This window comes from uncultured Thermanaerothrix sp. (genome assembly GCF_938028735.1).
Lineage (GTDB): Bacteria > Chloroflexota > Anaerolineae > Anaerolineales > Anaerolineaceae > Thermanaerothrix.
The window spans coordinates 1-22850 of record NZ_CALIMF010000032.1 but is presented as its reverse complement, the minus strand read 5'-3'; the positions used below and the strand labels follow the sequence as shown (position 1 = coordinate 22850).

General features: G+C 56.8%; 26 protein-coding genes and 1 tRNA gene. 22 read left to right on the top strand and 5 right to left on the bottom strand.

Annotated elements, in window-relative coordinates; translation table 11 throughout:
• Nucleotide 1 precedes the first annotated feature (1 nt).
• The 3 genes from Q0721_RS12035 to Q0721_RS12025 form a co-directional block, all read right to left on the bottom strand.
• A complete protein-coding gene (locus Q0721_RS12035) occupies nucleotides 2-523 on the bottom strand; it encodes a transcription termination/antitermination NusG family protein (RefSeq protein WP_299030347.1) in 522 nt (173 codons plus the stop codon).
• Between the two features lie 91 nt (nucleotides 524-614).
• Nucleotides 615-2342: a DUF2207 domain-containing protein gene (locus tag Q0721_RS12030; RefSeq protein ID WP_299030344.1), complete on the bottom strand. Its 1728-nt coding sequence runs from the start codon at nucleotides 2340-2342 to the stop codon at nucleotides 615-617.
• Nucleotides 2339-3238 (bottom strand): type II CAAX endopeptidase family protein, encoded by a 900-nt coding sequence (locus tag Q0721_RS12025; protein WP_299030343.1) that lies wholly within the window; start codon nucleotides 3236-3238, stop codon nucleotides 2339-2341. The genes Q0721_RS12030 and Q0721_RS12025 overlap by 4 nt, the downstream gene beginning before the upstream one ends.
• A 124-nt stretch (nucleotides 3239-3362) precedes the next feature.
• On the opposite strand from Q0721_RS12025, the gene Q0721_RS12020 reads away from it, so the two are divergent.
• The 21 genes from Q0721_RS12020 (at nucleotide 3363) to Q0721_RS11920 (ending at nucleotide 21566) form a co-directional block, all read left to right on the top strand.
• Nucleotides 3363-5234 carry a hypothetical protein gene (locus Q0721_RS12020; protein ID WP_299030340.1) on the top strand — a complete coding sequence of 624 codons (1872 nt, stop codon included), beginning with the start codon at nucleotides 3363-3365 and terminating at the stop codon, nucleotides 5232-5234.
• Between the two features lie 136 nt (nucleotides 5235-5370).
• A complete protein-coding gene (locus tag Q0721_RS12015; RefSeq protein ID WP_299030337.1) occupies nucleotides 5371-5727 on the top strand; it encodes an NADH-quinone oxidoreductase subunit A in 357 nt (118 codons plus the stop codon).
• Nucleotides 5718-6200 (top strand): NADH-quinone oxidoreductase subunit B, encoded by a 483-nt coding sequence (locus tag Q0721_RS12010; protein WP_299030334.1) that lies wholly within the window; start codon nucleotides 5718-5720, stop codon nucleotides 6198-6200. The genes Q0721_RS12015 and Q0721_RS12010 overlap by 10 nt, the downstream gene beginning before the upstream one ends.
• An 85-nt stretch (nucleotides 6201-6285) precedes the next feature.
• Nucleotides 6286-6810, top strand: coding sequence for an NADH-quinone oxidoreductase subunit C (locus Q0721_RS12005; RefSeq protein ID WP_299030331.1), 525 nt, complete (start codon nucleotides 6286-6288; stop codon nucleotides 6808-6810).
• Nucleotides 6811-6824: 14 nt separating this feature from the next.
• Entirely contained in the window at nucleotides 6825-8054 is a 1230-nt protein-coding gene (nuoD, locus tag Q0721_RS12000; RefSeq protein ID WP_299030329.1) for an NADH dehydrogenase (quinone) subunit D, read from the top strand.
• The gene (locus tag Q0721_RS11995; protein ID WP_299030326.1) at nucleotides 8051-8572 is read left to right on the top strand and encodes an NAD(P)H-dependent oxidoreductase subunit E; all 522 of its coding nucleotides are present in this window, start codon (nucleotides 8051-8053) and stop codon (nucleotides 8570-8572) included. The genes nuoD and Q0721_RS11995 overlap by 4 nt, the downstream gene beginning before the upstream one ends.
• A complete protein-coding gene (gene nuoF / locus Q0721_RS11990; RefSeq protein WP_299030323.1) occupies nucleotides 8569-9834 on the top strand; it encodes an NADH-quinone oxidoreductase subunit NuoF in 1266 nt (421 codons plus the stop codon). The genes Q0721_RS11995 and nuoF overlap by 4 nt, the downstream gene beginning before the upstream one ends.
• A complete protein-coding gene (nuoG, locus tag Q0721_RS11985; RefSeq protein ID WP_299030320.1) occupies nucleotides 9827-12298 on the top strand; it encodes an NADH-quinone oxidoreductase subunit NuoG in 2472 nt (823 codons plus the stop codon). Before nuoF ends, nuoG begins: the two co-directional genes overlap by 8 nt.
• Before the next feature lie 15 nt (nucleotides 12299-12313).
• Nucleotides 12314-13318: an NADH-quinone oxidoreductase subunit NuoH gene (nuoH, locus tag Q0721_RS11980; RefSeq protein ID WP_299030317.1), complete on the top strand. Its 1005-nt coding sequence runs from the start codon at nucleotides 12314-12316 to the stop codon at nucleotides 13316-13318.
• A gap of 3 nt (nucleotides 13319-13321) precedes the next feature.
• Nucleotides 13322-13813, top strand: a complete 492-nt coding sequence (gene nuoI, locus Q0721_RS11975) for an NADH-quinone oxidoreductase subunit NuoI (protein ID WP_299030314.1) — start codon at nucleotides 13322-13324, stop codon at nucleotides 13811-13813.
• Between the two features lie 9 nt (nucleotides 13814-13822).
• Complete coding sequence (locus Q0721_RS11970) at nucleotides 13823-14383, top strand: NADH-quinone oxidoreductase subunit J (RefSeq protein WP_299030310.1); 561 nt, start codon at nucleotides 13823-13825, stop codon at nucleotides 14381-14383.
• A 4-nt stretch (nucleotides 14384-14387) separates the two neighbouring features.
• A complete protein-coding gene (nuoK, locus tag Q0721_RS11965; protein WP_054521902.1) occupies nucleotides 14388-14687 on the top strand; it encodes an NADH-quinone oxidoreductase subunit NuoK in 300 nt (99 codons plus the stop codon).
• 28 nt (nucleotides 14688-14715) lie between these two features.
• Nucleotides 14716-16674 carry an NADH-quinone oxidoreductase subunit L gene (gene nuoL, locus Q0721_RS11960; RefSeq protein WP_299030302.1) on the top strand — a complete coding sequence of 653 codons (1959 nt, stop codon included), beginning with the start codon at nucleotides 14716-14718 and terminating at the stop codon, nucleotides 16672-16674.
• Nucleotides 16675-16710: 36 nt separating this feature from the next.
• Nucleotides 16711-18225 (top strand): NADH-quinone oxidoreductase subunit M, encoded by a 1515-nt coding sequence (locus Q0721_RS11955; protein WP_299030299.1) that lies wholly within the window; start codon nucleotides 16711-16713, stop codon nucleotides 18223-18225.
• Nucleotides 18226-18234: 9 nt separating this feature from the next.
• On the top strand, nucleotides 18235-19680 hold the full coding sequence (locus Q0721_RS11950) for an NADH-quinone oxidoreductase subunit N (protein WP_299030296.1): 1446 nt from the start codon (nucleotides 18235-18237) through the stop codon (nucleotides 19678-19680).
• Between the two features lie 26 nt (nucleotides 19681-19706).
• Nucleotides 19707-19780, top strand: a tRNA-Arg gene (locus Q0721_RS11945).
• 204 nt (nucleotides 19781-19984) lie between these two features.
• Complete coding sequence (locus Q0721_RS11940; RefSeq protein WP_299030294.1) at nucleotides 19985-20257, top strand: hypothetical protein; 273 nt, start codon at nucleotides 19985-19987, stop codon at nucleotides 20255-20257.
• A gap of 96 nt (nucleotides 20258-20353) precedes the next feature.
• The gene (locus tag Q0721_RS11935; RefSeq protein ID WP_299030291.1) at nucleotides 20354-20512 is read left to right on the top strand and encodes a hypothetical protein; all 159 of its coding nucleotides are present in this window, start codon (nucleotides 20354-20356) and stop codon (nucleotides 20510-20512) included.
• A 79-nt stretch (nucleotides 20513-20591) separates the two neighbouring features.
• Nucleotides 20592-20837: a type II toxin-antitoxin system prevent-host-death family antitoxin gene (locus Q0721_RS11930; RefSeq protein WP_299030288.1), complete on the top strand. Its 246-nt coding sequence runs from the start codon at nucleotides 20592-20594 to the stop codon at nucleotides 20835-20837.
• Entirely contained in the window at nucleotides 20834-21256 is a 423-nt protein-coding gene (locus Q0721_RS11925; RefSeq protein WP_299030285.1) for a type II toxin-antitoxin system VapC family toxin, read from the top strand. Before Q0721_RS11930 ends, Q0721_RS11925 begins: the two co-directional genes overlap by 4 nt.
• 76 nt (nucleotides 21257-21332) lie before the next feature.
• Nucleotides 21333-21566 (top strand): hypothetical protein, encoded by a 234-nt coding sequence (locus Q0721_RS11920; RefSeq protein ID WP_299030282.1) that lies wholly within the window; start codon nucleotides 21333-21335, stop codon nucleotides 21564-21566.
• 315 nt (nucleotides 21567-21881) lie between these two features.
• On the opposite strand, the gene nadS is transcribed toward Q0721_RS11920, so the two are convergent.
• Together nadS and Q0721_RS11910 are read right to left on the bottom strand one after the other, a co-directional pair.
• Nucleotides 21882-22175, bottom strand: coding sequence for a NadS family protein (nadS, locus tag Q0721_RS11915; protein WP_299030278.1), 294 nt, complete (start codon nucleotides 22173-22175; stop codon nucleotides 21882-21884).
• A complete protein-coding gene (locus tag Q0721_RS11910) occupies nucleotides 22168-22488 on the bottom strand; it encodes a hypothetical protein (RefSeq protein ID WP_299030275.1) in 321 nt (106 codons plus the stop codon). The genes nadS and Q0721_RS11910 overlap by 8 nt, the downstream gene beginning before the upstream one ends.
• Here Q0721_RS11910 and Q0721_RS11905 point away from each other — a divergent pair.
• Nucleotides 22483-22850 (top strand): A24 family peptidase (locus tag Q0721_RS11905; protein WP_299030272.1); only part of this gene is annotated, 368 nt, incomplete at its 3' end. The two genes, Q0721_RS11910 and Q0721_RS11905, sit on opposite strands and share 6 nt — an antisense overlap.

Here is a 22850-nt window from a genome sequence, read left to right as displayed (position 1 = left end):
GTCAGGAGGATTGAGTGGGTGTGTGCAATTGGCGTGGGTCGAGTTCCAGAGGCACGTGGCGTTCACCTAGGAATTTAAGCAGTACCCGCACGCGCTGCCGTCCGGGCAAGCGGGCATCAAAGATGGCCTCATATCCAGCGAAAGGCCCACTTTCAATCTCAACTTTTTCGCCCTTTTGGAATTGCTCAGCCGGGGATTGGGTGACCATCCGATTGAGCCGCTCAAGGTGGGCCTGCAAAGCCGTGATCAGGGCATCGGGCACCGTGGCTGGCTCTCCGCCGAAGGAGACCAAGCCCGTTGCGAAAGGCATCCACTGGAAAAGTGAGGACCCGGTCTGTTCCAAATCGGCGCGCACAAAAACATAACCGGGGAAGTAGGCGCGAATGCGGCGTGAGCGTGGGTTAACCGGTGTGACTTTAAGATGGGGGTAGAAAACCTCTAGCCCTTTCTCGGCCATATAGCGGGCTAGGCTTTCTTCGCGGTGGGGATGACTGTGAACAGCATACCAGTGCAAGGACGACATAAGGGTCTCGCAGGTCAGGAAGTAACCTAATTATAATGAAATTCCCCCTCGGCTGCCGGACGGTTCAGGTTTACAGTTTTCTTAAGTGGGGCTAGCCTGCCCCGCTAGCACCCCCTCCGCCACCGTCTCCTCCTGCGCCACCATCAGCCCCAGCAGAAGTGACCACGCTGGTTGTAGCAATGGCCCCGATCAGATCATCCATGCTACCCGCGCCCGCGGGGGTCAGCAACCAAGAGATGGTGGCAGCAAAGCCCTGATCGCGAAATGCTTCGACCCATTGGAGTCCGCTCCCAAACGCCACGGCATAGGGCAGGTAGGCTTCCAGCCACTCCCTCTGCAGCCCGCTGTGCTGCTTGATCAGATTATCCAGGTAGTGTTTGAAACCCTTCCAGCGCGCCGCGTGGGTCTCGCCCTGGGGGGTGAGCAGTGGCCAACCATAGGTGAAGAAAATCATGGCTACCCCGGCCATCATCAATCCACCAGCCAACCCCAATCCCAGCGTACCTACACCGACCAGGACATCACTGCTCAGGACCAGAATCAAACTCAGGATCAGCAAGGGGATTTCAAGCAGGAAGGTCAAGGTGGTTAGGGTACTCAGGCGCTGGCGTTCGCCCAAGTACCGGGTATCTAGGAGGCCCAATCCAAGTAATTCACGGGTCAGTGCCTGCTTGAAAGGGAAAATGAGCCGGGGGAGTTTGCTACCCAGGGTGCTCAGCCGCACAGAGGATTGCAATCCCTGGCGGGTGGTAAAGAGCCCCTGGAAGAGCACCTGCTCATGCTCTTTCAGGGCCCCTGCATCGCGTACGCGCTGCAAGGTGTAATCCCGACTTTTGAAGAGCCCCCGTCCCCCATGAATGGCTTCCAGGCGTAGCCAGCCCTTCTGGGCCAGATGCACCAGAGTGGCGGCTACCTGAGCGGGGGTGGCTGCCGTGGGATTGAGCAAAAAGGCAGCCTGAGCCGGGGTAAGACTATCGGGTGGATTGGTGACAATCCCTGGTGGGATGAGTATTGGGGTGCGTTCGTGTTGGCGACGGTACTGCCAAAGTATCACCAGCGCCACAATGCCCACCAGCAGCCCCAAGCCAATAGCCCAGGGGGCCATCTGGCGGGCCTGAGCGCCCCGTGCCAAAAGCCGCGCCTGCCAATCTGGCGGTTGGGCGATCAGGCTGCCGCGAGGAAACAGCATCTCGATGGTGATTCCCTGGTTGGCGGGGATATCTTGGGCAATGAAGACAAATTCGCCGCGGGTGTGGGTGGTGGTGTACTGGGCTCCACGCAACTGGGGTGTTTCGGCAGGGGTCAAATGAGAAGGGTAGCGCACGCTGATTTGGGCCTGGCGGATAACATATTCATGTTCTTCGGGAATGGCTTGCCAGAAGATTCCCTCGGCATTATCGCGCAGGTGAATGTGTCCATGAACCTGGTACTGCAGGCCAATCGTGCGGGTAGCCTCCTGGGTGGGTGGAAAATGCCAGGTGATCTCGATGGGGTTGGCGCTACGCTTGATCTCGACCTGGTTGGGTTGATTACCTTCAGGTAGGCGCAGACCATCAAGTGTGGCGCCCTGGATCTCAACCCCTTCTAGTTGATCCAGGCTTAGTTGACGAAAGGCATAGGTGTAAGGCCCCCCTTCGAAGCGAAAGGTCACCACTTCTTCAACCTGGATGCGGTTATCAGCCAGGATTTGCAATGAGACATCGTAACGCTCGGCATAGTAAGAACGTGCCCTGGCCTCATCCTGGGGCGCGCTTACTAATGCCGCAATTCCAACTAGCACAGCGAGCCATAGAACGAGACGCATTTGACGCAGTGTCATTTTGCCCTCCCTGTGTGGGTGGACTCTGTCGTTTGAATGGAAATGTCAGAGCGCCGGGAAAGGATGAACAGATAAACGGAGGCCATTATGATAAAGGATATTAATCCAATGACCGGGTCATACTTGCGCATATAGACCAGCGCTGGCGAAGGCAGGGCGGAGGCTGGGAAGGTGACCAACAATGCCGCATAAAAGTTGTTGGCGGCGTGCATGCCCAGCGCGTACTCCAACCCTCCGCTTTGGAGGGTGACCCAGGAGAGGACCAGACCGATGCCGAAGTAGAGCGGCAGAGTCAACCAGGCCCCATACGTCTGAACTTCAGGGTTTAACCCATGCAAAAGGGCAAAAATGAGGTTGGGAAGAACCAAAGCGGCCCAAAAGCCCAGGCGGGAGCGTCCAATCCACTGGGTTAAGTAGCCACGAAAGATCAGTTCCTCGGTGCTGGTCTGAAAGGGAATGAGCAGGATGGCCAGGAGGGCGTAAGGTAAAAAGCGTGACCAATCGGCTGCCCAAGTGTAATTGGTGGGATTGATGAGCCACAAAATGAGGTCGCTCAATGCGCATAGGAGCAGCCACAGACCGAAGGAGCGCCAGAGGAAGGCCCAGCGTACGCGCCCCGCGGGGTTGATGAGCGAGAGCAGGGAGCGCCGATGAAAAAGACGCAAGCCGATCACCAGCCCCAGGAGGCCGCCCAGAGGAAACGGCAGCATGGCGAGTATCAGCAGTAACAACGGGGGAAAAGCGTTGAGGTCGGTAGTGCCGGTCAGGATTACGGCCACCAGGCTGGCCCCGAAAGAAACGCTGATGAAAAGCCAGATCACCAAGGCCAGAGTGGCGATATAACGCCAAGTCTCATGACGTCCTTCGCGAGCAGCGGAGAGATAGGATGAAACCATCTTGACTCCTTTACCGGGTGGAGCTGGGTTGCGGATCAACAACGTGGGTGGGATGACAGGAAATGCGCCTCACCTATTATAATAACCCCGTTAGATTAACGGCACATCAAGGGGCTTTCAACACGTGATTAACCCACCTCTCGCTCTTCTGATCCTGGCTGCTCTGGGAGTGCTCGGCGTGCCGGGAGCGGTCTGGGTGGCCTGGCGCGCCTCTTCCGATCAGGATGGGCTGGAGCAACTGGCTGAGGCGGTGGGGCTTTCGGTGGCGTTGACGGCGCTGGGGGGGTTATTACTCTTTACGTTAGGAGTGCCCCTGACCACGGGTGATCTACGGGTTGCGTATGCAGTACTGGCCCTGCTGGCTTTGGGGGGGCTGGCGTGGCGCTGCGGGCGCGTGGGCGGGCATATCTCGCGCCAGGCCGTGATTTGGGGGGTGGGAGGTGCGGGCGCGTTGTTCGGGGTGGTGATGTGGCGCTTCTACCAGGCGCGAGGAATGGTTTTTCCGGCATGGGTGGATTCGGTCCACCACGTTTTTATTGTGCGTAAAATCATGGAGGTAGGGGGTATTCCGGCAACCCTGCAGCCCGAGATTTCCACTTTCTTCTCCTATCATTACGGTTTTCATCTGGTTACGGCTTGGTTTGCCCGCCTCAGCCATCTAGAGGCGGCGCAAGCCGTGTTGTGGTTGGGGCAAGTTCTGAATGCCCTGGTAGCGCTTTCGGTTTATCGGCTTGGCAAGGGGGTGTGGGGAGATCCCTGGCGGGCCGGATTGGCCGCGCTCCTGGTGGGATTTGCCTTTCAGATGCCCGCCTATTACTTGGTCTGGGGACGCTACACACTTCTAACCGGCTTGATCATGTTGCCCCTGGCCATGGCAGCGGCACTAGACCTTTGGCGTCGCCCCCAATCGGTGGAGGCATTTGTGCGCTTGGGCGTGCTCACAGCGGGTGTGGCTCTCTCCCATTACACGGCGTTGCTGTTGCTCATCCTGTTTGGGGGCGTCCTGCTTTTCCTTAAAGGATGGGGGTTCTGGCGACTTTCGGACCACGCAGCGCGGGCGCAGCAGGTCTTGCCGTTGGGAGCGGTTGTGCTGGGCTTGGGATTAGGGGGTGGACTGGCGTTGCCCTGGTTATGGCGCGTGGTATGGCATTTGGGCGCACAGGCTTCGGTACGCGTCGTTTCGCCCCTGGATGCCTCACAAATGGGTTATTTTCGCTATATCCTGGATTTGCTGGGGCCGCGCCATAATCATATCTTGATGGTGCTGGCAGGTTTGGCGAGTATCTATGGACTGACCCGCGCACATAGCCGCCTCTTGGCGGGGTGGGGGCTGGTATTGGTTCTGCTGATGCTGCCGTGGGGGGTACGTTTGGGGCCTTTTCGCCCGGATCATATGGCGATAGTGCTCTTTCTTCCGGCAGCCCTCTGTCTAGCAGATGGTGGGGTGAGTGTGTGGAACTGGCTGGTGCGACAACTGCCTTCTCCGATCTGGCAACGGGTGGGCCAGGGGGTGGGGGTGCTGCTTGCTCTAGGAGTTCTGGGCTGGGGCGCTTGGTCCACACGCACGATCATCAACCCAGTCACGCAACTGGCTAACGCAGCAGATAAGATGGCCCTAGACTGGGTGCGTGCGAATCTTTCGGAGGAGGCGCGCTTCTTCATTAACGTCACCCCCTGGCAGGGGGATACCTACCGGGGCGTGGATGGGGGTTACTGGCTGCTCCCCTACGCTGGGCGTGCCAGCCTGTTACCACCCGTGTTATATGCCTGGGGGGATGCGGTGGAAGCTGCACGTATTAATCACTGGGCGGCACAGGCAGCGCAGTTGAAGGATTGTGATGCGGCATTTTGGGCGCTGGTGGAAGAAGCTGAACTGACATACGCGTATGTCCGGGAGGGAAGGGGTAGTTTGCAACCGGCAGCGCTCAATCAGTGTGCGGGTGTAGTACCAATCTACCGGCGTGCGGGGGTGTATATCTATGCACTGGAGCGGTAAAATGTCTAGACAAAAAAGACTTTATGGGTGATCTTTGTACAATCGTTTTGTGAAAATTGCCACCAGAATGCACTTGTGATATACTAGGGCAAGATTGTGCCGGTCAGATAGACATCTTCTGTCGTGAGGACCGCTCATGCTTCAAGATTATCTCCCCCTATTTGTTATTCTGGTTGTTGGGTTTGCGGTTGCGCTGATCGCGATTCTGCTGGGAATGCTGTTTGGCCCACGGCGGCCAACGCCTCGGAAAGCCGCTCCTTATGAATCGGGTATTGTGCCTTATGGGCCAGGACGGCGGCGGGTTCCCATTCGGTTTTATCTCGTGGCCGTCCTTTTTATTCTCTTTGATGTGGAAGTGATCTTTGTGATCTTTTGGGCGGCGGCCGCTCGACAACTGGGGTGGCTGGGCCTGCTGGCGATGCTGGTGTTCCTGGTAGTTTTAGAGGTAGCCCACGTGTATGCGTGGAAGAAAGGAGCGCTGGAATGGGACTAGAGCAAAAAACCGCTCAAATGGGGGTGGTGACCACCACCCTGGAGCAAATGGTCAATTGGGCGCGTACGCGCTCAATGTGGCCGATGTTGTTCGGGCTGGCTTGCTGTGCTATTGAGATGATGGCGGCCCAGGCTTCCAGTTATGATTTGAGCCGTTTTGGGATGGAACTGATGCGCGCCAGCCCGCGCCAGTCTGACCTAATGATTGTAGCTGGACGTGTCTCCCGCAAGATGGCCCCAGTATTGCGCCTGCTCTACGATCAAATGCCCGAGCCCAAGTGGGTGATCGCCATGGGTGATTGCGCCTCTTGTGGCGGGATTTTCAATAATTACGCGATTGTGCAAGGCGTGGATGAGGTAGTTCCGGTGGATGTGTACGTGGCGGGTTGCCCCCCACGCCCTGAAGGGCTGATCCACGGCATTCTGACCCTGCACGATAAAGTGCAAAAAGAAAAACTGACCAAGTGGGCTTAATGTAGAGCGCCTAACTCATTGGCTCCCGTATGCATCCAACCATGGGAGCGCCGATTCAGAGAGTTGCAAGGACGAGGTCGAGGCGATGGCAAAGGCAAACACCGAGATTCTGGAAGAAGCGGTACGGGTCATTAAGGAGCGTTTTGGTGCCAGTGAGCATCGCTTTCGGGATGAGGTTACGCTGATCATCCCTCCCGAAAACATCCTCGAGGCTGCCCAGACGCTGAAAGAGACCTTTGGGTTTAACGTGCTGATTGATGAGACGGCAGTGGACTACTGGCCGCAGCAGACTCCGCGCTTTCACGTGGTTTATCATCTCTATTCCATGCCGCACAACTTGATTTTGCGCCTGCGAGTGCCGCTCAACGGCAATGCCCCGCACCTGGAAACGATGGAGAAGGTCTTCCCGAATGCCAACTGGAAAGAGCGCGAAATCTGGGATATGTTTGGGATTGTCTTTGATGGACATTCTGATTTGCGGCGCATCCTGATGCCAGCGGACTGGCAAGGACACCCCCTGCGTAAGGACTATCCGCTGGGTTACGAAGAGGTGCAGTTCTCCTTCAATGCGGAAGAGATTGACCGCCGCAAGCCGTATGCCAAGTCTTAAAGGTGGAGCCGGCTATGGTGACGTTACGCGAAGTTTCTGTGGATGAGTTGCGCCATCTGGTTTCAGAACGCGCTCTGACGGGCGAGACCATGTTGTTGAACATGGGTCCTCAGCACCCGAGTACACATGGGGTACTGCGCCTGCTGCTGGAACTGGATGGTGAGATTGTGGTGAATTGCATCCCCGATGTTGGCTTTCTGCACACGGGTGTCGAGAAGAACATGGAAGCCAAAACCTACCAGAAAGCCGAGGTGATGACCGATCGGTTGGACTACCTCAACCCCATTGGCAATAACCTGGTTTACTGCTTGGCAGTGGAGAAGCTGGTGGGGCTGGACGTGCCGCCGCGTGCCCAGGCGATTCGGGTCATCCTGGCCGAGTTGACCCGTATCGCTTCGCATTTGCTTTGGCTGGGCACGAGTTCACTGGATCTGGCGGCGATGTCCACCTTTCTCTATACCATGCGCGAACGTGAGATGATCCTGGATATTTTTGAAATGTGTTCCGGGCAGCGCATGATGACCACCTACGTCCGTCCAGGTGGACTGTGGCGGGACGTGCCGGTGGAGTTTGAGGCGGCGGTGCGCCGGGTTCTGGAGGTCATGCCGCGACGCATTGATGAGTACGAACGGCTGTTAACCACCAATGAACTCTTCCTGGATCGCACGCGTGGTATTGGTGTGATCACGGCAGAGGAATGCGTTCAGTGGGGCATCTCGGGGCCGGTTGCGCGGGCTGCGGGTCTGAAGTATGACCTGCGTAAGGTACGCCCTTACAGTGGGTATGAGCAGTATGAGTTTGATGTTCCAACCCAGTCCGATGGAGATGTCTACTCGCGCTACCGGGTGCGTGTAGAGGAAATGCGGCAATCGTTGCGCATCATCCGCCAAGCGCTGGATAAGTTGCCCTATGGTCCGGTGCGTAGTAACAACCGCAAATTTGTGCCGCCACCACGCTCCGAACTGGGTGTGAGCATGGAGGCGGTAATCCATCATTTCAAATTGTGGACCGAAGGATTTATGGCGCCCAAAGAATCGGTTTATGCGGCTATTGAAAGTCCGCGTGGAGAACTGGGCGTCTTTCTGGAAGGCGATGGTGGTCCCAAACCTTATCGGGTGCACTATGTGACGCCATCCTTTGCCAACCTGCAAATCATGCCCCTCCTCACCCGGAATCACTTCATCGCCGATGTGGTGGGAATCATTGGCAGCATTGACATTGTCTTGGGAGATTGTGACCGGTGAACACGCTACTCACCAAATACGCCGATGAAATCCGGGCCATCTTGGCCAAATATCCGCCGGAACACAAGCGCTCAGCGGTTATGCCCCTGCTGTACCTGGCTCAGCGCGAAGCGGGCTATGTGACAGCGCAGGCCATGGCCGAAATTGCCGAGATTCTGGAAATCTCGATCACGGATGTGGCCTCCATTGTGGGTTTTTACACGCTTTACTATGACCAGCCGCATGGGCGCTATCACATTCAGGTTTGCACCGATCTGCCCTGTGCCCTGCGCGGCGCGGAAGACTTTCTGAAGGCGCTTTGTCAGGCGCTGGGGATTGAAGTGGGTCAGGTTACGCCAGATGGTCTGTTCACTATTGAAGAGGTGAAGTGCATTGGGGCCTGCCATCGGGCGCCGGTCTTTCAGGTGCAAGGGGACGGGGAAATTGTCTTTCATGAGAATCAGACTCTGGAAACGGCGTTGGCAGTCATTGAGGCCTTACGACAGAAAGCCCAGCAAGAGAAGGAGGGCACGGCATGAGCGAGTATCTCATTCTACGCCACCGCGCCATCCCAGGTCTGGAGCGCCTACCAGTATACCTGGAGCATCAGGGATTTGCGGCGTTCAGGAAAGCCGTCACGGAGTTGCAGCCTGCGCAGGTCATCCAGATGGTCAAGGATTCGGGGTTGCGTGGGCGCGGTGGAGCGGGCTTCCCGACAGGTCTAAAGTGGTCATTCCTCCCCAATGATCTGTGGCCACATTATGTGGTGGCCAACGCGGATGAATCTGAGCCGGGTACTTTCAAGGATCGTGAGATCATGGAATCTAACCCCTTCCAATTTCTGGAAGGGTTGATGATTGCCTCCTATGCAGTGCAGGCTAATGTAGCCTATATCTACATTCGGGGCGAATATTGGCACATTGCAAAGTGGTTGGATCAAAAGATCGCCGAATTGGAGCAAGCCGGCTTGCTGGGTGAACACCTCTTTGGCACAGATTACTCGCTCCGCCTATACACCCACCTGGGGGCAGGGGCGTATATTTGTGGTGAAGAAACGGCGCTGCTGGAGTCACTAGAAGGCAAACTGGGCCAGCCGCGCTTGCGTCCGCCTTTCCCGGCTACGGCGGGGTTGTACAACCGACCCACGGTGGTCAATAATGTGGAGACGTTGGCAAACGTCCCGCTGATTGTGCTCAATGGGCCGGCCTGGTATCACAATTATGGTACGGATAAGAGCCCCGGCACCAAAGTTTTCAGCCTTTCGGGCTGTGTTAACCAGCCGGGCAACTACGAACTCCCGTTCGGGGTCACCTTCCGCCAGTTGATCTTTGAGCATGGCGGAGGGGTGCCGGAGGGGCGCACCCTTAAAGCAGTGATGACGGCTGGGGCGTCCTCGGTATTGATCCCGATGGACGAAAGTGTGTTGGATACCCCAATGGATTATGAATCGTTGAATAAATTCGGCGGCTCACTGGGCTCGGCTTCGGTGATTGTGCTGGACGATTCGGTCAATATGGCGTGGTTGACGCAGAAGACGGTCAATTTCTTCAAACACGAGTCGTGCGGTAAGTGCACGCCCTGCCGTGAGGGCACCTACTGGATGAACCGCCTGGCCGAGCGGATTATGCGTGGTCAGGCCAGCCTCCGCGAGGTGGATTTGCTCTACCAGGTAGCACGCCAGATGCAAGGCAAGTGCTTGTGCGCGCTGGGTGAGTTTTCCACACTAGCCGTGGTCTCCAGCATTGACCGCTTCCGGGCCGATTTTGAAGCCGTTGTGACGAAGGAGCCGATTTATGGGTAAGATGGTCACCCTCACCATTGATGGCCAGGTGATCAGCGTCCCGCAGGGAATGCTGATTGTGGATGCTGCTAAAAAGGCGGGGATTGATATTCCAGTCTTTTGCTATCACCCCAAGATGGAACCGGTGGGAATGTGCCGCATGTGCCTGGTGGAAGTGGGGCGACCCGTGATGGATCGCGCCACCGGGCAACCCATCCTGGAAGCCGACGGCACACCGAAAATTCAGTTCGGGCCCAAACTAGAAACTGCCTGCACTACGCCAGTCAGTGAAGGCATGGTTGTACGCACTCAAACCCAAGGAGTGGCAGAAGCCCGCCGGGGAATTATCGAGTTTCTCCTCACCTCGCACCCGCTCGATTGCCCAATTTGCGATAAGGGTGGAGAATGTCCGTTGCAGAACCTGACCATGGCTTACGGGCCGGGAGAGTCGCGCTTTCAATACGAAGATAAAATGCACCTGGCTAAGCATGTGCCGCTGGGCGAGTTGATTTACCTGGATCGTGAGCGCTGTATCTTGTGCGGGCGGTGCGTGCGCTTCCAGACCAACGTGGCCGATGATCCGGTGATTGCTTTCAGCCAGCGTGGTCGGGCCTTGCAAATTGTAACCTTCTCCGAGCCCGGTTTTGCTTCGTATTTCTCGGGGAATACCACCGACATTTGCCCGGTGGGAGCACTCACTACAGCCGATTTTCGGTTTGGAGCACGTCCCTGGGAGATGCTCCCCAGTGCTTCCATCTGCCCTCACTGCCCGGTGGGATGCAATATCACCTTCAACGTGCGCCGTGAGGCGGCGGCGGGCGGGCGTGAGGTGATCAAACGCGTGATGCCGCGGCAGAACGAATGGGTGAATGAGATCTGGATTTGCGACAAAGGGCGTTTTGGGTATCATTACACGGAAAGCCCAGAACGCCTGCGCCAACCCTTGGTACGCAAGAATGGCCAATTGCAGCCGGCAACCTGGGAGGAAGCCCTGGATGTGGCCGCCGCGGGACTGCGCGAGCGTCCGGGGGTGGTGGCACTGGCGGGGGGCCGCCTTAGCAATGAGGACCTCTTTAATTTACAGCGATTGGTGACGGCCCGTCAGGGGCGAGCCGTGCTTTACACCACGATGGGGGGCGGGGATTACGTTCGACGCTTCGGGCTGAGCGGGGATGCAAATTTGGCGGAACTGGGCAAGGGTGATGCCATCCTGGTGGTGGCGACCGACCTGCATGAGGAAGCCCCCCTATGGTGGCTGCGGGTCAAACAGGCTGCCGAGCGTGGCGCAACACTAATTGTGGCCAATGCCCGTCCGACCAAACTGGAGCGCTACGCTACGCACGTGGTGCGCTATGCCTATGCCGAGACGTTGGAGAAAGTGCGATCTCTGCAGGTTGGGGCGTCCCCCGAAGCCCAAGCGCTGGCGAAGGCCACCAACCTGGTGATCTTTTTCGGTCACGAGGGGTTGACGCTGGAAGCCTCCGAGTCCCTGGCGGCTATACTGGCCCATCTGCTGGTACAAAACGGGCAGGCCGAGCGACCCTTGAGTGGGTTAGTGGCGGTTTGGCCGCATGCAAATACTCAGGGGGCCTGGGAGATAGGCTTCCGCCCGGATGCGCGGCTTGATGAGACCCTGAGTAACGCCGATGTGGTATGGGTCGCGGCTGCCGATCCGGCAGGAGATGATCCAGCCCTGGCGCGCGCTCTGGATAAGGCGGGGTTTGTCATTGTACAAGACCTGTTCCTGACCGAGACGGCGCGGCGGGCGGATGTGGTCTTCCCGGTGCAGGCGTTTACAGAGCGCGAGGGTACGTGGACTTCAGGGGAACGACGGGTACAACGGTTCTATCCGGCCGTGCCGGAATTTGAGGATACTCGCGCTGATTTTATGATCGTTGCCCAGGTAGCCGAACGCTTGGGGATCGCGCTTACGGGTCGTTCGGCGAGTCGCGTGTTTGAAGCGTTGGCTCAGGCGTTGCCGGCCTTTGCGGGGCTCTCTTATGCACGCCTGGCGGAGGTGGTGGAACAATGGCCGCTGGTCGGGCGCGGGGATTTATATTACGGGGGGACGGTTTATGAGAACGCCCAGGGCTTAGGGGTGCGCCTGGCGCGGGTGAGCGTAGTCCCAGAATCAAGCGAGTGGCCCGCGGTTGAGGCGGCGCCAGTGCCATCCGAAGATGCGCTCTATCTGGTGCCAGTGACGCGTCTTTATGACCAGGGACAGACCTTGGTGCCTTCCCATTTGCTTCAGCGGCGCATGGCCCGTTCAGCCCTTTACCTGGCACCGGCAACGGCAGCTCGGTTGGGAGTGCAGACGGGTGAGCGTGTGGAAGTGAATGCGGGCGAGTGGTCTGAGATTCTGACCGTTTACGTTGAGGCCAATGTTCCGGTAGGAGCGGGTTTGGTGCCGCGCAGCACTGGTGTGCCGCTGCGTCAACCCCTGTGGGTACGCGCGCAGCGCGCTGTGCTTGAACCTCAACCCTGAACCTAAGGAGATCGCATGGACGCTGGCTTGTTTTGGGAGTGGGTGATCAAATCGCTAATTATTGTGTTAGTACTGACGGGCGGGTTTGCTTATGCGACCCTGTACGAGCGCCGGGTCATTGCGCGTATTCAGGTGCGCATTGGGCCCAATCGCGCCGGCCCGTTTGGGCTGCTCCAGCCGGTGGCAGATGGGATTAAGTTGATTTTTAAGGAGGAATTGACCCCGGCTGGCGCGGATAAGGTGCTTTTCTTCCTCGCCCCTATCATTACGGTTTTACCCTCCCTGGTCATCACAGCGGTGGTGCCCTGGGGAGATACAGTCGTCATCGGTGGGCGCGCGATTCGCCTTTACCTTACGGATATCAACGTAGGACTTCTGTACATCCTAGCCGTGGCGTCCATCTCGGTCTATGGAATTGTGCTGGCGGGTTGGGCCTCGAACAACAAGTATGCATTGTTAGGCGGGTTGCGTTCGGCAGCGCAGATGATCAGTTATGAACTGGCGTTGGGACTCTCGTTTGTGGGGCCTGTTCTACTGGCCGGTTCGTTAAGTCTCATGGATATTATCAACGCCCAAAAACACCTGTGGTTTGTGGTGCTTCAGCCGGCGGCGTTCTTGCTGTACTTTCTGGCTTCCCTGGCCGAGGTCAACCGCGCTCCGTTTGACATGCCCGAGGCCGAGCAGGAATTGACGGCAGGTTATCACGCTGAATATTCGGGGATGAAATTTGCCCTCTTCTTCATGGCCGAATACATCAAGATGATTGCGGTGGCGATGATTGGTGCCTCCCTCTTCTTGGGGGGGTACATGGGGCCATTTGTGGACCGCTTCCCCTGGTTGGGCCCAGTATATCTGTTTCTGAAAGTTGCGGTGTGGTTGTTTGTGCTGATCTGGTTGCGTGCCACACTGCCCCGTATTCGTTACGATCGCTTAATGCAGTTAGGATGGAAGGTCATGTTCCCTTTGGGGTTGCTGAACGCTGTAGTGACCGCCTTTGTGGTGGTCTTGGTGGGAGGATGAGCCATGCTTAAAGGTTTGTTGGAAACCCTTCGCTCGATGACCGAGAAGCCGGTCACCATTCAATATCCGGAAGTTAAGCGCCCGGTGCGAGCGCGTTTCCGCGGGCGGCATATCTTGCGCCGCTACGAGAACGGGCTGGAGCGCTGCATTGGTTGCGCTTTGTGTGCAGCTGCCTGCCCTTCGGATGCAATCTTCGTTGAGGCGGCAGAGAATACTGACGACGAGCGCTATTCGCCAGGTGAGCGCTATGCCCGGGTCTACGAGATCAACATGTTGCGCTGTATCTTCTGCGGTTTCTGCGAGGATGCTTGCCCCACCGAGGCGATTGTGCTGACCGACAATTACGAGCTTACTTTCACCGACCGCCATCAGTCCATTTACACCAAAGAGATGCTGCTAGAGCCGGTGCCGGAGGGTGGTAAGCCTACTCCGCAGAAGGTCGAGCCGGGTGTTTATACGCGCTCGATCCCGATCATGCAAGACCCCGCCGATTAGGGAGGTTGAATGGCATTAGGAACGCTGATTATCTTCGCTGTTTTAGGTCTGGTTGTGGCCGGGTCGGCCATTGGTATGCTAGTTAGTCGGAACGCCATCTATGCGGCGCTTTTTCTGGTGCTCAATTTTATTGCAGTGGGAGTATTGTACCTGATTTTGGGCGCTCCGTTCATCTCGTTTGCACAGGTGGCAATCTACGCCGGTTCGATCATGGTGCTTTTCGTGTTTGTGATCATGCTATTGGGGGCTGAGCAACTTCCTGTTCAAGAGCCTTTACGCGGGCAGCGCTGGATTGGCTTGCTGGCGGGGGTGCTGTTTTTGCTTGAGGCAGGTGCTTTCTTCTACCTGCGCACGAGCGCTCCTCAGTGGGCTGCCGAGATTGGTTTTGGATTTGAGAGCCCAGTGGTTGTGGGACGTATGTTGATTGAAAAATATCTGTTGCCTTTTGAGATCACCGGTTTTTTGTTGCTGATCGCGGTGGTCGGCGCGATTTTCCTGGCCCGCCTGGATACCCCGGTGAGGGGGAAGGGATTGGGACGGCATGCCCAGACTGGCGAGCGAAAGGAGTGATGCTATGCCTCTGATGTATTATCTGGGTCTTTCGGCATTCATGTTTACGATTGGCATCTTGGGGGTGCTATTGCGCCGCAACCCGCTGGTTGTCTTTATGGCGCTGGAGTTGATGTTCAATGCGGCCAACCTGGCCTTTGTAGCGTTTGCGGCGTTTCACAAGGTGTTGGATGGGGAGATTTTCGTCTTCTTTGTCATTACCACGGCGGCTGCCGAGGTGGCCATTGGGTTGGCGCTGATCATAGCCATTTTCCGCACCAAGCACTCGGTGGATATTGATCAAATGAGTGAGTTGAAAGGATGAACCGCCCATGCACATGGAGGTGATGAGCGTGACCGAACCTTTGTTCCGCCTGGCGCCGGGGGTGGTATTTCTGCCGGTCGCGGGTATCCTGCTGAACCTGCTTTTGGGGGAGCGGTGGAGCGAGAAAGTCGTTGGCTGGATCGCTAGCCTGGCGACTGCTGGGGCGTTTGGGGTGGCGGTTGCTCTGGCCGTGGGGCTGAGTCGTCATCCTGAGGGTGCGGTGGTGCCTCTTTTGACCTGGATTCACATCGGCGATTTCCGCGTGGATTGGGCCTTCCGGGTGGATACCCTCTCAGTGGTGATGATGCTGGTGGTGGCCGGGGTTGGCGCCTTGATCCATATTTACTCCATCGGCTACATGCACGAGGATGTGCGCCACAACGGTGACCCGCGCCGTTTCCGCCGTTTCTTCGTCTTCCTGAATCTTTTCATTGCTGCGATGATGATTCTGGTCAGCGCCAACAATTTCCTTATGCTCTTTGTGGGCTGGGAAGGCGTGGGCCTGTGCTCATATTTGTTGATTGGCTTTTGGTTTGAAAAGGGCGCCGGCGGGATTGGCAACGCTCTGGCGGCGAAGAAAGCCTTTGTGGTCAACCGGATTGGCGATTTTGGCTTGTTGATTGCACTTTTTCTGATCTTTATTAATTTCGGCAGTTTGGACTTTGACGCGGTGTTTGGTCAGGCATCCTACCTGGCGCAGGTGGCACCGGGGGTGTTGACCGCGATAACCCTGTTCATGTTGCTGGGGGTGACGGGTAAGTCAGCCCAGATTCCGTTGTATGTGTGGTTGCCGGATGCCATGGCTGGCCCCACGCCAGTTTCGGCACTGATCCATGCGGCGACCATGGTCACCGCGGGGGTGTATTTGGTGGCGCGTTCGCAGGCGCTCTATTTGGAGGTGCCCCTGGCGCAAAGCACTGTTACCTGGGTGGGTGGGTTAACGGCTTTGCTGGCAGCCACCATTGCGCTGGGGCAGTATGATATCAAGCGTGTGCTGGCCTATTCCACCATCAGCCAACTGGGATTTATGGTGGCAGCGGTTGGAATGGGGGCCGCTGTGGCAGGAATGTTCCACTTGGTCACGCACGCCTTCTTTAAGGCGCTTCTCTTCCTCTCCGCGGGTTCGGTCATTCTGGGTATGGAGCGTGGCCATGAGGCCGGACACCATCATCAGATTGAGTTGGATCCTCAGGATATGCGTTACATGGGGGGCTTGCGTCAGCGTATGCCGCTCACTTTTTGGGTTTATCTGATCGGCGCGCTGGCGCTGGCAGGCGTAGCACCCTTGGCCGGCTTCTTCTCTAAAGATGAAATCCTCGCTGCCGCCAGTTTGAAGTTTCCGGCCGTCTTTGGCATTTTGCTCTTCTCGGCACTGTTGACGGCGCTCTACATGGGGCGACAATTGGTGCTGGTGTTCTTTGGATCCCCCCGCAGCGAGGCAGCGGAGAAGGCCACCGAGAGCGCACCCATTGTGACGGTTCCGCTGGTGGTGCTGGCGGGGCTTTCTGGGGTGGGTGGTTTGATCAATGCACCGGGGGTGTATGCCCTGGAGCACTGGTTGGAGCACACGTTACATACGGTGGAGGCGATTCCCTTCCAGTGGACGGTGGCGGTCTCGTCGCTGGCGGTTGCGCTGGTGGGCCTGGGAACGGCGTGGTGGCTCTACGGGCAGCGTCCCTTATCCAGCCCGCAGGAGACAGACCCCCTGGCACGAATATTGGATGGGGTTTACCATGCCCTAGAACGCAAGTGGTGGGTGGATGAAGCCTATCATGCCCTCTTTGTGCGTCCCTACCAGGTGCTGGCCCAGGCGCTGGCCCAGGTGGTGGATCTGGGCGTGATAGATGGGATTGTTAATGGAGTGGGTCAGGCGGCTCGGCAGATCGCGCTGTGGTGGCGGAAGTGGCAAAATGGCTATGTCCGCTCTTACGCCCTAACCTTTGTGGTCGGGGTGGTGCTGATTGTGGCCTATTTGCTCTTGCGATGAGCGGGTGGGCACACGCCAATTCCGTAGGAACGAGGTATGAGCATGACTTTGGGCATTAGTTGGCTGGTTTGGCTGATCGCACTCCCTCTGGTGGGGTTTTTCATCCTACTATTCATTCCCGCCAGGGCCAAGAATGCCCTGCGCTGGGTGGCGTTACTTACCTCCCTGACTACTTTTGGTGCGGCACTGGGAATGTTGGCCCAGTTTCAGGTTGGGAACCCTGCTCTGCAACAGGTGGTACGTCAGCCCTGGGTGCGCGTTGGCGATTTCACGATTGAGTTCTACCTAGGCGTGGACGGCCTCAGCCTGCTTCTGGTTCTCCTGACGGCTTTTCTCACTCCCATCGCCATCCTTTCCACCTGGAGTGCGGTAGAAGAGGGCGTGAAGGGGTTTATGCTTTTCTTTCTCCTGCTGGAAAGCGGCATGCTGGGGGTCTTTCTGGCGCTGGACCTGGTGCTATTTTATGTTTTCTGGGAATTCACCCTGGTGCCAATGATTTTCCTAATCGGCGTGTGGGGGGGTGAGCGGCGCATTTACGCTGCGGTGAAATTCTTCCTGTTCACCATGTTTGGCTCGGTCTTAATGTTGCTCGGCATCCTGTATTTGGGACTACAGACGCGCACCTTTGCCTGGGATGCCTTGCTTCAGCAGCGTGAGGTTTTTGCGGCAGCGCAGTTGTGGCTTTTCCTGGCCTTTGGTCTGGCGTTTGCGATCAAAGTGCCGATGTTCCCGTTACACACCTGGTTGCCAGATGCCCATGTGGAAGCCCCCACTGCCGGCTCGGTGATCCTGGCGGGGATTCTGCTGAAGATGGGGGCATACGGCTTTCTGCGTTTTAACCTGCCACTTTTCCCGCAAGCCACACTGCAACTGGCGCCATGGGTGGCGGCCCTAGCGGTAGTGGGGATTTTGTATGGGGCAGCGGTGGCTTTTGCCCAGCAAGATGTGAAGAAACTGGTGGCCTACTCATCGGTAAGCCATCTTGGTTTCGTGGTGCTGGGAACATTTGCCCTGACGGCACAAGGGCTTTCAGGTGCGGTGCTGCAGATGGTCAATCATGGTTTGAGTACGGGGGCGCTGTTCTTGATTGTGGGAATGCTTTATGAACGTCGCCATACACGCCAGATGAGCGCCTTTGGTGGTATTTGGAAAGTCATGCCGGTGCTGGGAGCCCTTTCGCTGATCATCACGCTCTCCTCGCTGGGTTTGCCGGGCCTGAACGGCTTTGTGGGTGAGTTCACCATCCTCTTGGGAGCGTTCCGTTCTGCGGTGCTGGTGACGCCCTGGTTCGCCGGCCTAGCAACGTTTGGGGTGATTCTGGCAGCCATCTATTTACTAACCATGTTCGAAAAGGTGTTTCTAGGCCCAGTGCGTCATGAGGAAAATGCCCGGTTGCCAGATTTGAATAGGCGCGAGATTCTGACCCTGGCGCCGATCATCCTGCTTGTCTTTTGGATTGGTTTGTATCCTCAACCCTTCCTTGACTTAATTAATCCCAGTGCCGAGCGGTTGGTGGCGCTGGTGCAATCGGTGGCCCTGGCCGCCCACTAGGAGGACAACATGAGCCTTAGCGATCTGATGATGGTGCTCCCGATTGCTTTTATTCTCGGATGGGCGTTGGTGCTCTTGCTGGTAGATTTGTGGCTGCCGCGTGAACGGCGGGGACTTCTGGCGCTGTTTGCGGCGTTGGGGTTGGCCGTTGCTTTGGGCTTGGATCTGGCTCAAAGCGGGCGAAGCGGTCGTGCGTTTGGGGATATGGTAGTGTTGGATAACTTTGCGGTTTTCCTCAATGCGCTCTACCTGGTTAGCGGTTTGATTGCCCTGGCGTTGGGGTATGACTACCTCAAACGGATGGAGATTGAACGGGGTGAGTTTTATGCGCTGCTCCTTTTTTCCGTGGCCGGCATGATGTTGCTGACGCAGGCGAATCACCTAATCCTTGTCTTTCTGGCTGTGGAGTTTCTTTCTATTCCACTGTACGTGTTGGCTGGGTTTGCGCGCCCCCGGCTTGAGTCCGAGGAGGCGGCGCTGAAGTATTTCCTGTTGGGGGCTTTCTCTTCAGCCTTTGTACTGTACGGTATTGCACTTATTTTTGGCGCAACATCTAGTGCCAGTTTTGGGGGCATCATTGAGGCCGTGCGCAATGGTAGCGCCGAGATTGGCTTTCTGACCGCCGGGGCGGTGATGTTGCTGGTGGGGTTTGGTTTTAAGGTGGCAGCAGTACCCTTCCACGAGTGGGCGCCGGATGTCTATCAGGGTTCGCCCACGCCAGTGACCAGTTTCATGGCGGTGGCAACCAAGGCGGCGGGCTTTGCCGTCTTGATGCGCGTTTTTCTGAACCTCTTCCCCGGCTTTGCCGCCAGCCTGACCCCGGTTTTTTGGGGCGTTGCGGCGCTGACGATGATCGTGGGAAATTTACTCGCTCTGGCGCAATCGAATATCAAACGGTTACTGGCTTATTCGAGCATTGCCAATGCGGGCTATTTATTGATGGCGTTTGTGCCCTATGGTAACGCTCAGGTGGCGGGGCAAGCTGTGTCCTCCATGCTCTTTTACCTTCTGGCCTATGGGCTGACCACCTTTGGTGCCTGGGCGGTGGTGGTAGCGTTGGAGCAGGCTGAGGGACGCGGGTTGGCGCTGGAAGATTATGCTGGGTTGGGACCTAAATACCCCTGGTTGGGTGTGACGATGCTGATTTTCATGCTCTCACTGACGGGTGTACCTCTGACGCTGGGATTCTGGGGCAAATTTTTCCTCTTCCGCACGGCGGTGGCAGCAGGATACGTGGATCTGGCTATCATTGGGTTACTGACCTCGGTAATCTCGGCGTATTACTACCTGCGGGTGGTGGTGATCATGTATATGCGTCCAGGCGAGCCTAAGGTGCGGCGCGATGGGTGGTTGAACCTAGTGACGATTGGTACAGCGGCAGCGGTGGTATTACTCAGTGTGGTGCCAGTGCAGGTCTTGAATCTGGCGGCGCAAGCGGTGTTGCACTTGCCTTGAGTGATTGCGGTATAATAGGAACAAACGCCCCCGTAGCTCAATTGGATAGAGTAATGGACTTCGAATCCAGAGGTTGCGGGTTCGAGCCCCGCCGGGGGCGCTGGAACAGTCGCTATAAGTTTTGTGGAGGGGGATAGTCATTTTGATTACATCATAAAGCATGAATGCCGATTTTCGTTTTTTAGCGGAGACGGGCGTATCCACGGCACTGGATTTGCTTTGGCTGCTGTTGAAGAGGACAGGTGTCAGCCCGAAAGCCTATTCGCTGCACCGATTGGTCTACTAGACCTTTGTCAGTGAGCAGATGGCACATGATATTGTCAAAAATTACACGCTCAAACTGCCAAGTGGGGCGTTTAGGCTGCGTGTGTTGCGGTTGTTAATACAATACAGCAAACAGTGGGTTCAAGCGTTGGGAACAGAGCTGATTGAAAGCGATTGGGAGAAAATCCTGCAGCTGGACCAGGGGGAGACACAAGGGCACCATGCCGCCCTGGTGCTGCTGGCAGCCTATCAGGCCTGCCTGCGGGGGTGGAAGGCGGAGGTTGTGCCGTTCGACCTGCAGGCAACACCCTAGTTTCAGCCCGATCTGAAACTGACCGACCCCGAAGGTTGGTTCTACCATGCCGAGGTGCAAACCCGTTCCGGCAACAATTTCGACAAGTGGGAGCGAATGCATCAGGTCAATCTGATGGTTCCCACCCCCGAAACCCGCAAGTGGATGGTGCGGCGCCTTGAAGACATGGGCATTCCTGGGCGCGCTACCGACCTGCGCACCCTGGCCCAGCAGGCGAAAGCAGGTGATTTGAGCTACTTTTGGCCGGAAAAGTAGGGAGGAGTTGCTTGACAAATATGCTATCTCGATATAAAGTAGTCTCGAAAGAGACTACTTTATATTTACGGAGGTTGTGATGCCCGAATACGTAGGGATCCGAACGCTCAAAGCCAAGGCAGGGGAAATTGTCCGCAATGTTCAGCAGGGAGTGCGCTATGTGGTGTCCATTCGCGGGCGTCCTGTGGCGCTGATTATTCCTATAGAGCCGGCGCCTGAACCACCAAAGCCAGATGCTTGGGAGACCTTGTATCGCACAGGTCGTCTTCTGGAGTGGAACACCTCTCGGACTACAGAAGAACTGCTAGATGAGGTGAGAGGATGAGCCCGGTGACCGTGGATGCCAGCGTGTGGCTCAACGCTTTCCAACCAGGGGAAGAAAATAGCCAGGATAGTTTGGCGTTTTTGGAGAAAATTCGCCAAACCCGTGAGCCGATGATTTCACCCACTCTATTGCTTCCTGAGCTGGCTGCGGTGTTGGCGAGGGGTGGGGAGAAAAGCGAGAATGTCGTGCGCTTTGTGCAGAGTGTGAAAGATTTGCCCCATCAGGTGTTTATATCGCTGGATGAAACCACTGCTCAGGTCGCCGTTGAACTTGCCGGGCGATGTAAACTGCGCGGAGCGGATGCTGTGTATGGCGCAGTAGCGCTACGTTTCGGATCGGTCCTCGTGACCCGTGATCGGGAGCAGTTGGAACGCCTAAAAGGCGTGATCCAAGTCAATTTGCCCAAAGAAATGGCGTAATGTTTGCCAAGAGGTGGTAAACAGAATAGACGCAACCTATTGACACATGTGATAGGTGTGCATAATTAGATGGGTCATGAATTTGTACCGCGTGCAGATTCTTCTCAAAAGACGGCAGCATGAACGATTGGCGCAGATCGCCCGTGAGGAGGGTAAGTCCCTTCCCGAGGTCGCTCGGGAGCTGATCCGCTTTGCCCTGCGGGAGCGTCAGCGCCGTCAGATGGAACTGGCGGCGCAAATCCTGCTGGATGAGTACCGCAGTAACCCTGACTTGACCGCTTTTACCGCCCTGGATAGCGCCGGCGAATGAGGCCCTAAATGTGTGGAGGCGGGACGGGTAGAAAGTACAGGTGTTTGCTTTGCCGATCGACAATGCCTGGGGCGAACGCAACTGCTCTCTCTGCCAACGGGGGTTGGCTAGTGGGAGGACGGATCTAAGGGTGCAGCGGCAGGCGCTCAAGCGCCTGGTGGAGGAGATTGCCCGCCGCTGGGGCTTTCCCGTGGATGCGGAGCACGTGGTGGGACACTACCGCGTGCAGGGCAAGCACGACCCCGGTCCCGCCCTCAACCTGTTCTGGGAGCGCAACGGAAATACCGGCAAGAGAGGCGGTATTTCCGTGAGGTATCAAGAGGACTTTAGAATATCCAGGATGGTTTCGGGATGTTTGGCGGCAATGAGAAGCAGCGTTCTGGCAGCGCCACGGGGTTTACGGCGGTTTTGTTCCCAGTTTTGCAGAGTATCTATGCTTATACCTAACAAGGTAGCGAATTGATGTTGAGAAAGCCCTAGGCCCTCACGGATCGCCTTGACGTCCTGGAAGTTAATGTCAAAAACGCGAGAAGGAGGGCGTCGTCCTCGAAGAATGTCAGCCCCTTCCTGCACGCTGGAGAGTAATTCAGTAAAAGTTTCGTTATTCATGGTATTCCTCCTCGACAATTCGGCGCAGGATTCGAATCTGTTCTGGGGTTAGATCGGAACGTTCATTTTTTCGGAAAGCGAACAAAAGCAATATGGTCTCTTGATGAACAAACCAGTAATAGATCAGCCGAATGCCGCTGCGTTTTCCAGTTGTACCACTCCGCCATCGCACTTTGCGCAATCCACCGCTTCCCGGTATGATGTCACCTGCATCCGGTCTAATGCTCAGAAAAAATTGCAATTCTCGGTATTCGTCATCGCTCAGTAATTCCAGGATACGACGGGTAAAGACGGAGGTTTCAATGAAGTGCATGGTGGTTTTCAGACGCACGAATTGAGTGATTATGATGAGATTATACGCCATTGGCGTACCAAAGTCAAGGAATTTTGTGAAAGGGTCGATATGCCGGTTATTGTGATTTCCCGGATAGCAGTTCTGCTTTGGCTTGTAGTTTGTGCTCTCCTCGACCTGCGCCGGCGGGAAGTGCCGGACGGACTGACGCTGCCTGCGGTGGTGCTGGCGTTCGGCTGGCGGGCGCTTGACCCCGGCGGCTGGCTGCCCTGGGTGCTGGCGGGGGTCACGGTCATCCTCACCCTGGCAGGGGTGCTGTCCGGCGGGGACATGAAGGGACTGGTGGCCATGGCGCTGGTGGATCCGCGTCTGTACCTGCTGGC

Excerpts from the sequence above, each read along its gene's own strand:
- Q0721_RS12035 (WP_299030347.1), bottom strand. The coding sequence starts at position 523 with ATGTCGTCCTTGCACTGGTATGCTGTTCACAGTCATCCCCACCGCGAA.
- Q0721_RS12030 (WP_299030344.1), bottom strand. The coding sequence starts at position 2,342 with ATGACACTGCGTCAAATGCGTCTCGTTCTATGGCTCGCTGTGCTAGTT.
- Q0721_RS12025 (WP_299030343.1), bottom strand. The coding sequence starts at position 3,238 with ATGGTTTCATCCTATCTCTCCGCTGCTCGCGAAGGACGTCATGAGACT.
- Q0721_RS12015 (WP_299030337.1), top strand. The coding sequence starts at position 5,371 with ATGCTTCAAGATTATCTCCCCCTATTTGTTATTCTGGTTGTTGGGTTT.
- Q0721_RS12010 (WP_299030334.1), top strand. The coding sequence starts at position 5,718 with ATGGGACTAGAGCAAAAAACCGCTCAAATGGGGGTGGTGACCACCACC.
- Q0721_RS12005 (WP_299030331.1), top strand. The coding sequence starts at position 6,286 with ATGGCAAAGGCAAACACCGAGATTCTGGAAGAAGCGGTACGGGTCATT.
- nuoD (WP_299030329.1), top strand. The coding sequence starts at position 6,825 with ATGGTGACGTTACGCGAAGTTTCTGTGGATGAGTTGCGCCATCTGGTT.
- nuoF (WP_299030323.1), top strand. The coding sequence starts at position 8,569 with ATGAGCGAGTATCTCATTCTACGCCACCGCGCCATCCCAGGTCTGGAG.
- nuoG (WP_299030320.1), top strand. The coding sequence starts at position 9,827 with ATGGGTAAGATGGTCACCCTCACCATTGATGGCCAGGTGATCAGCGTC.
- nuoH (WP_299030317.1), top strand. The coding sequence starts at position 12,314 with ATGGACGCTGGCTTGTTTTGGGAGTGGGTGATCAAATCGCTAATTATT.
- nuoI (WP_299030314.1), top strand. The coding sequence starts at position 13,322 with ATGCTTAAAGGTTTGTTGGAAACCCTTCGCTCGATGACCGAGAAGCCG.
- Q0721_RS11970 (WP_299030310.1), top strand. The coding sequence starts at position 13,823 with ATGGCATTAGGAACGCTGATTATCTTCGCTGTTTTAGGTCTGGTTGTG.
- nuoK (WP_054521902.1), top strand. The coding sequence starts at position 14,388 with ATGCCTCTGATGTATTATCTGGGTCTTTCGGCATTCATGTTTACGATT.
- Q0721_RS11955 (WP_299030299.1), top strand. The coding sequence starts at position 16,711 with ATGAGCATGACTTTGGGCATTAGTTGGCTGGTTTGGCTGATCGCACTC.
- Q0721_RS11950 (WP_299030296.1), top strand. The coding sequence starts at position 18,235 with ATGAGCCTTAGCGATCTGATGATGGTGCTCCCGATTGCTTTTATTCTC.
- Q0721_RS11940 (WP_299030294.1), top strand. The coding sequence starts at position 19,985 with ATGGCACATGATATTGTCAAAAATTACACGCTCAAACTGCCAAGTGGG.
- Q0721_RS11935 (WP_299030291.1), top strand. The coding sequence starts at position 20,354 with ATGCATCAGGTCAATCTGATGGTTCCCACCCCCGAAACCCGCAAGTGG.
- Q0721_RS11930 (WP_299030288.1), top strand. The coding sequence starts at position 20,592 with ATGCCCGAATACGTAGGGATCCGAACGCTCAAAGCCAAGGCAGGGGAA.
- Q0721_RS11925 (WP_299030285.1), top strand. The coding sequence starts at position 20,834 with ATGAGCCCGGTGACCGTGGATGCCAGCGTGTGGCTCAACGCTTTCCAA.
- Q0721_RS11920 (WP_299030282.1), top strand. The coding sequence starts at position 21,333 with ATGAATTTGTACCGCGTGCAGATTCTTCTCAAAAGACGGCAGCATGAA.
- nadS (WP_299030278.1), bottom strand. The coding sequence starts at position 22,175 with ATGAATAACGAAACTTTTACTGAATTACTCTCCAGCGTGCAGGAAGGG.
- Q0721_RS11910 (WP_299030275.1), bottom strand. The coding sequence starts at position 22,488 with ATGCACTTCATTGAAACCTCCGTCTTTACCCGTCGTATCCTGGAATTA.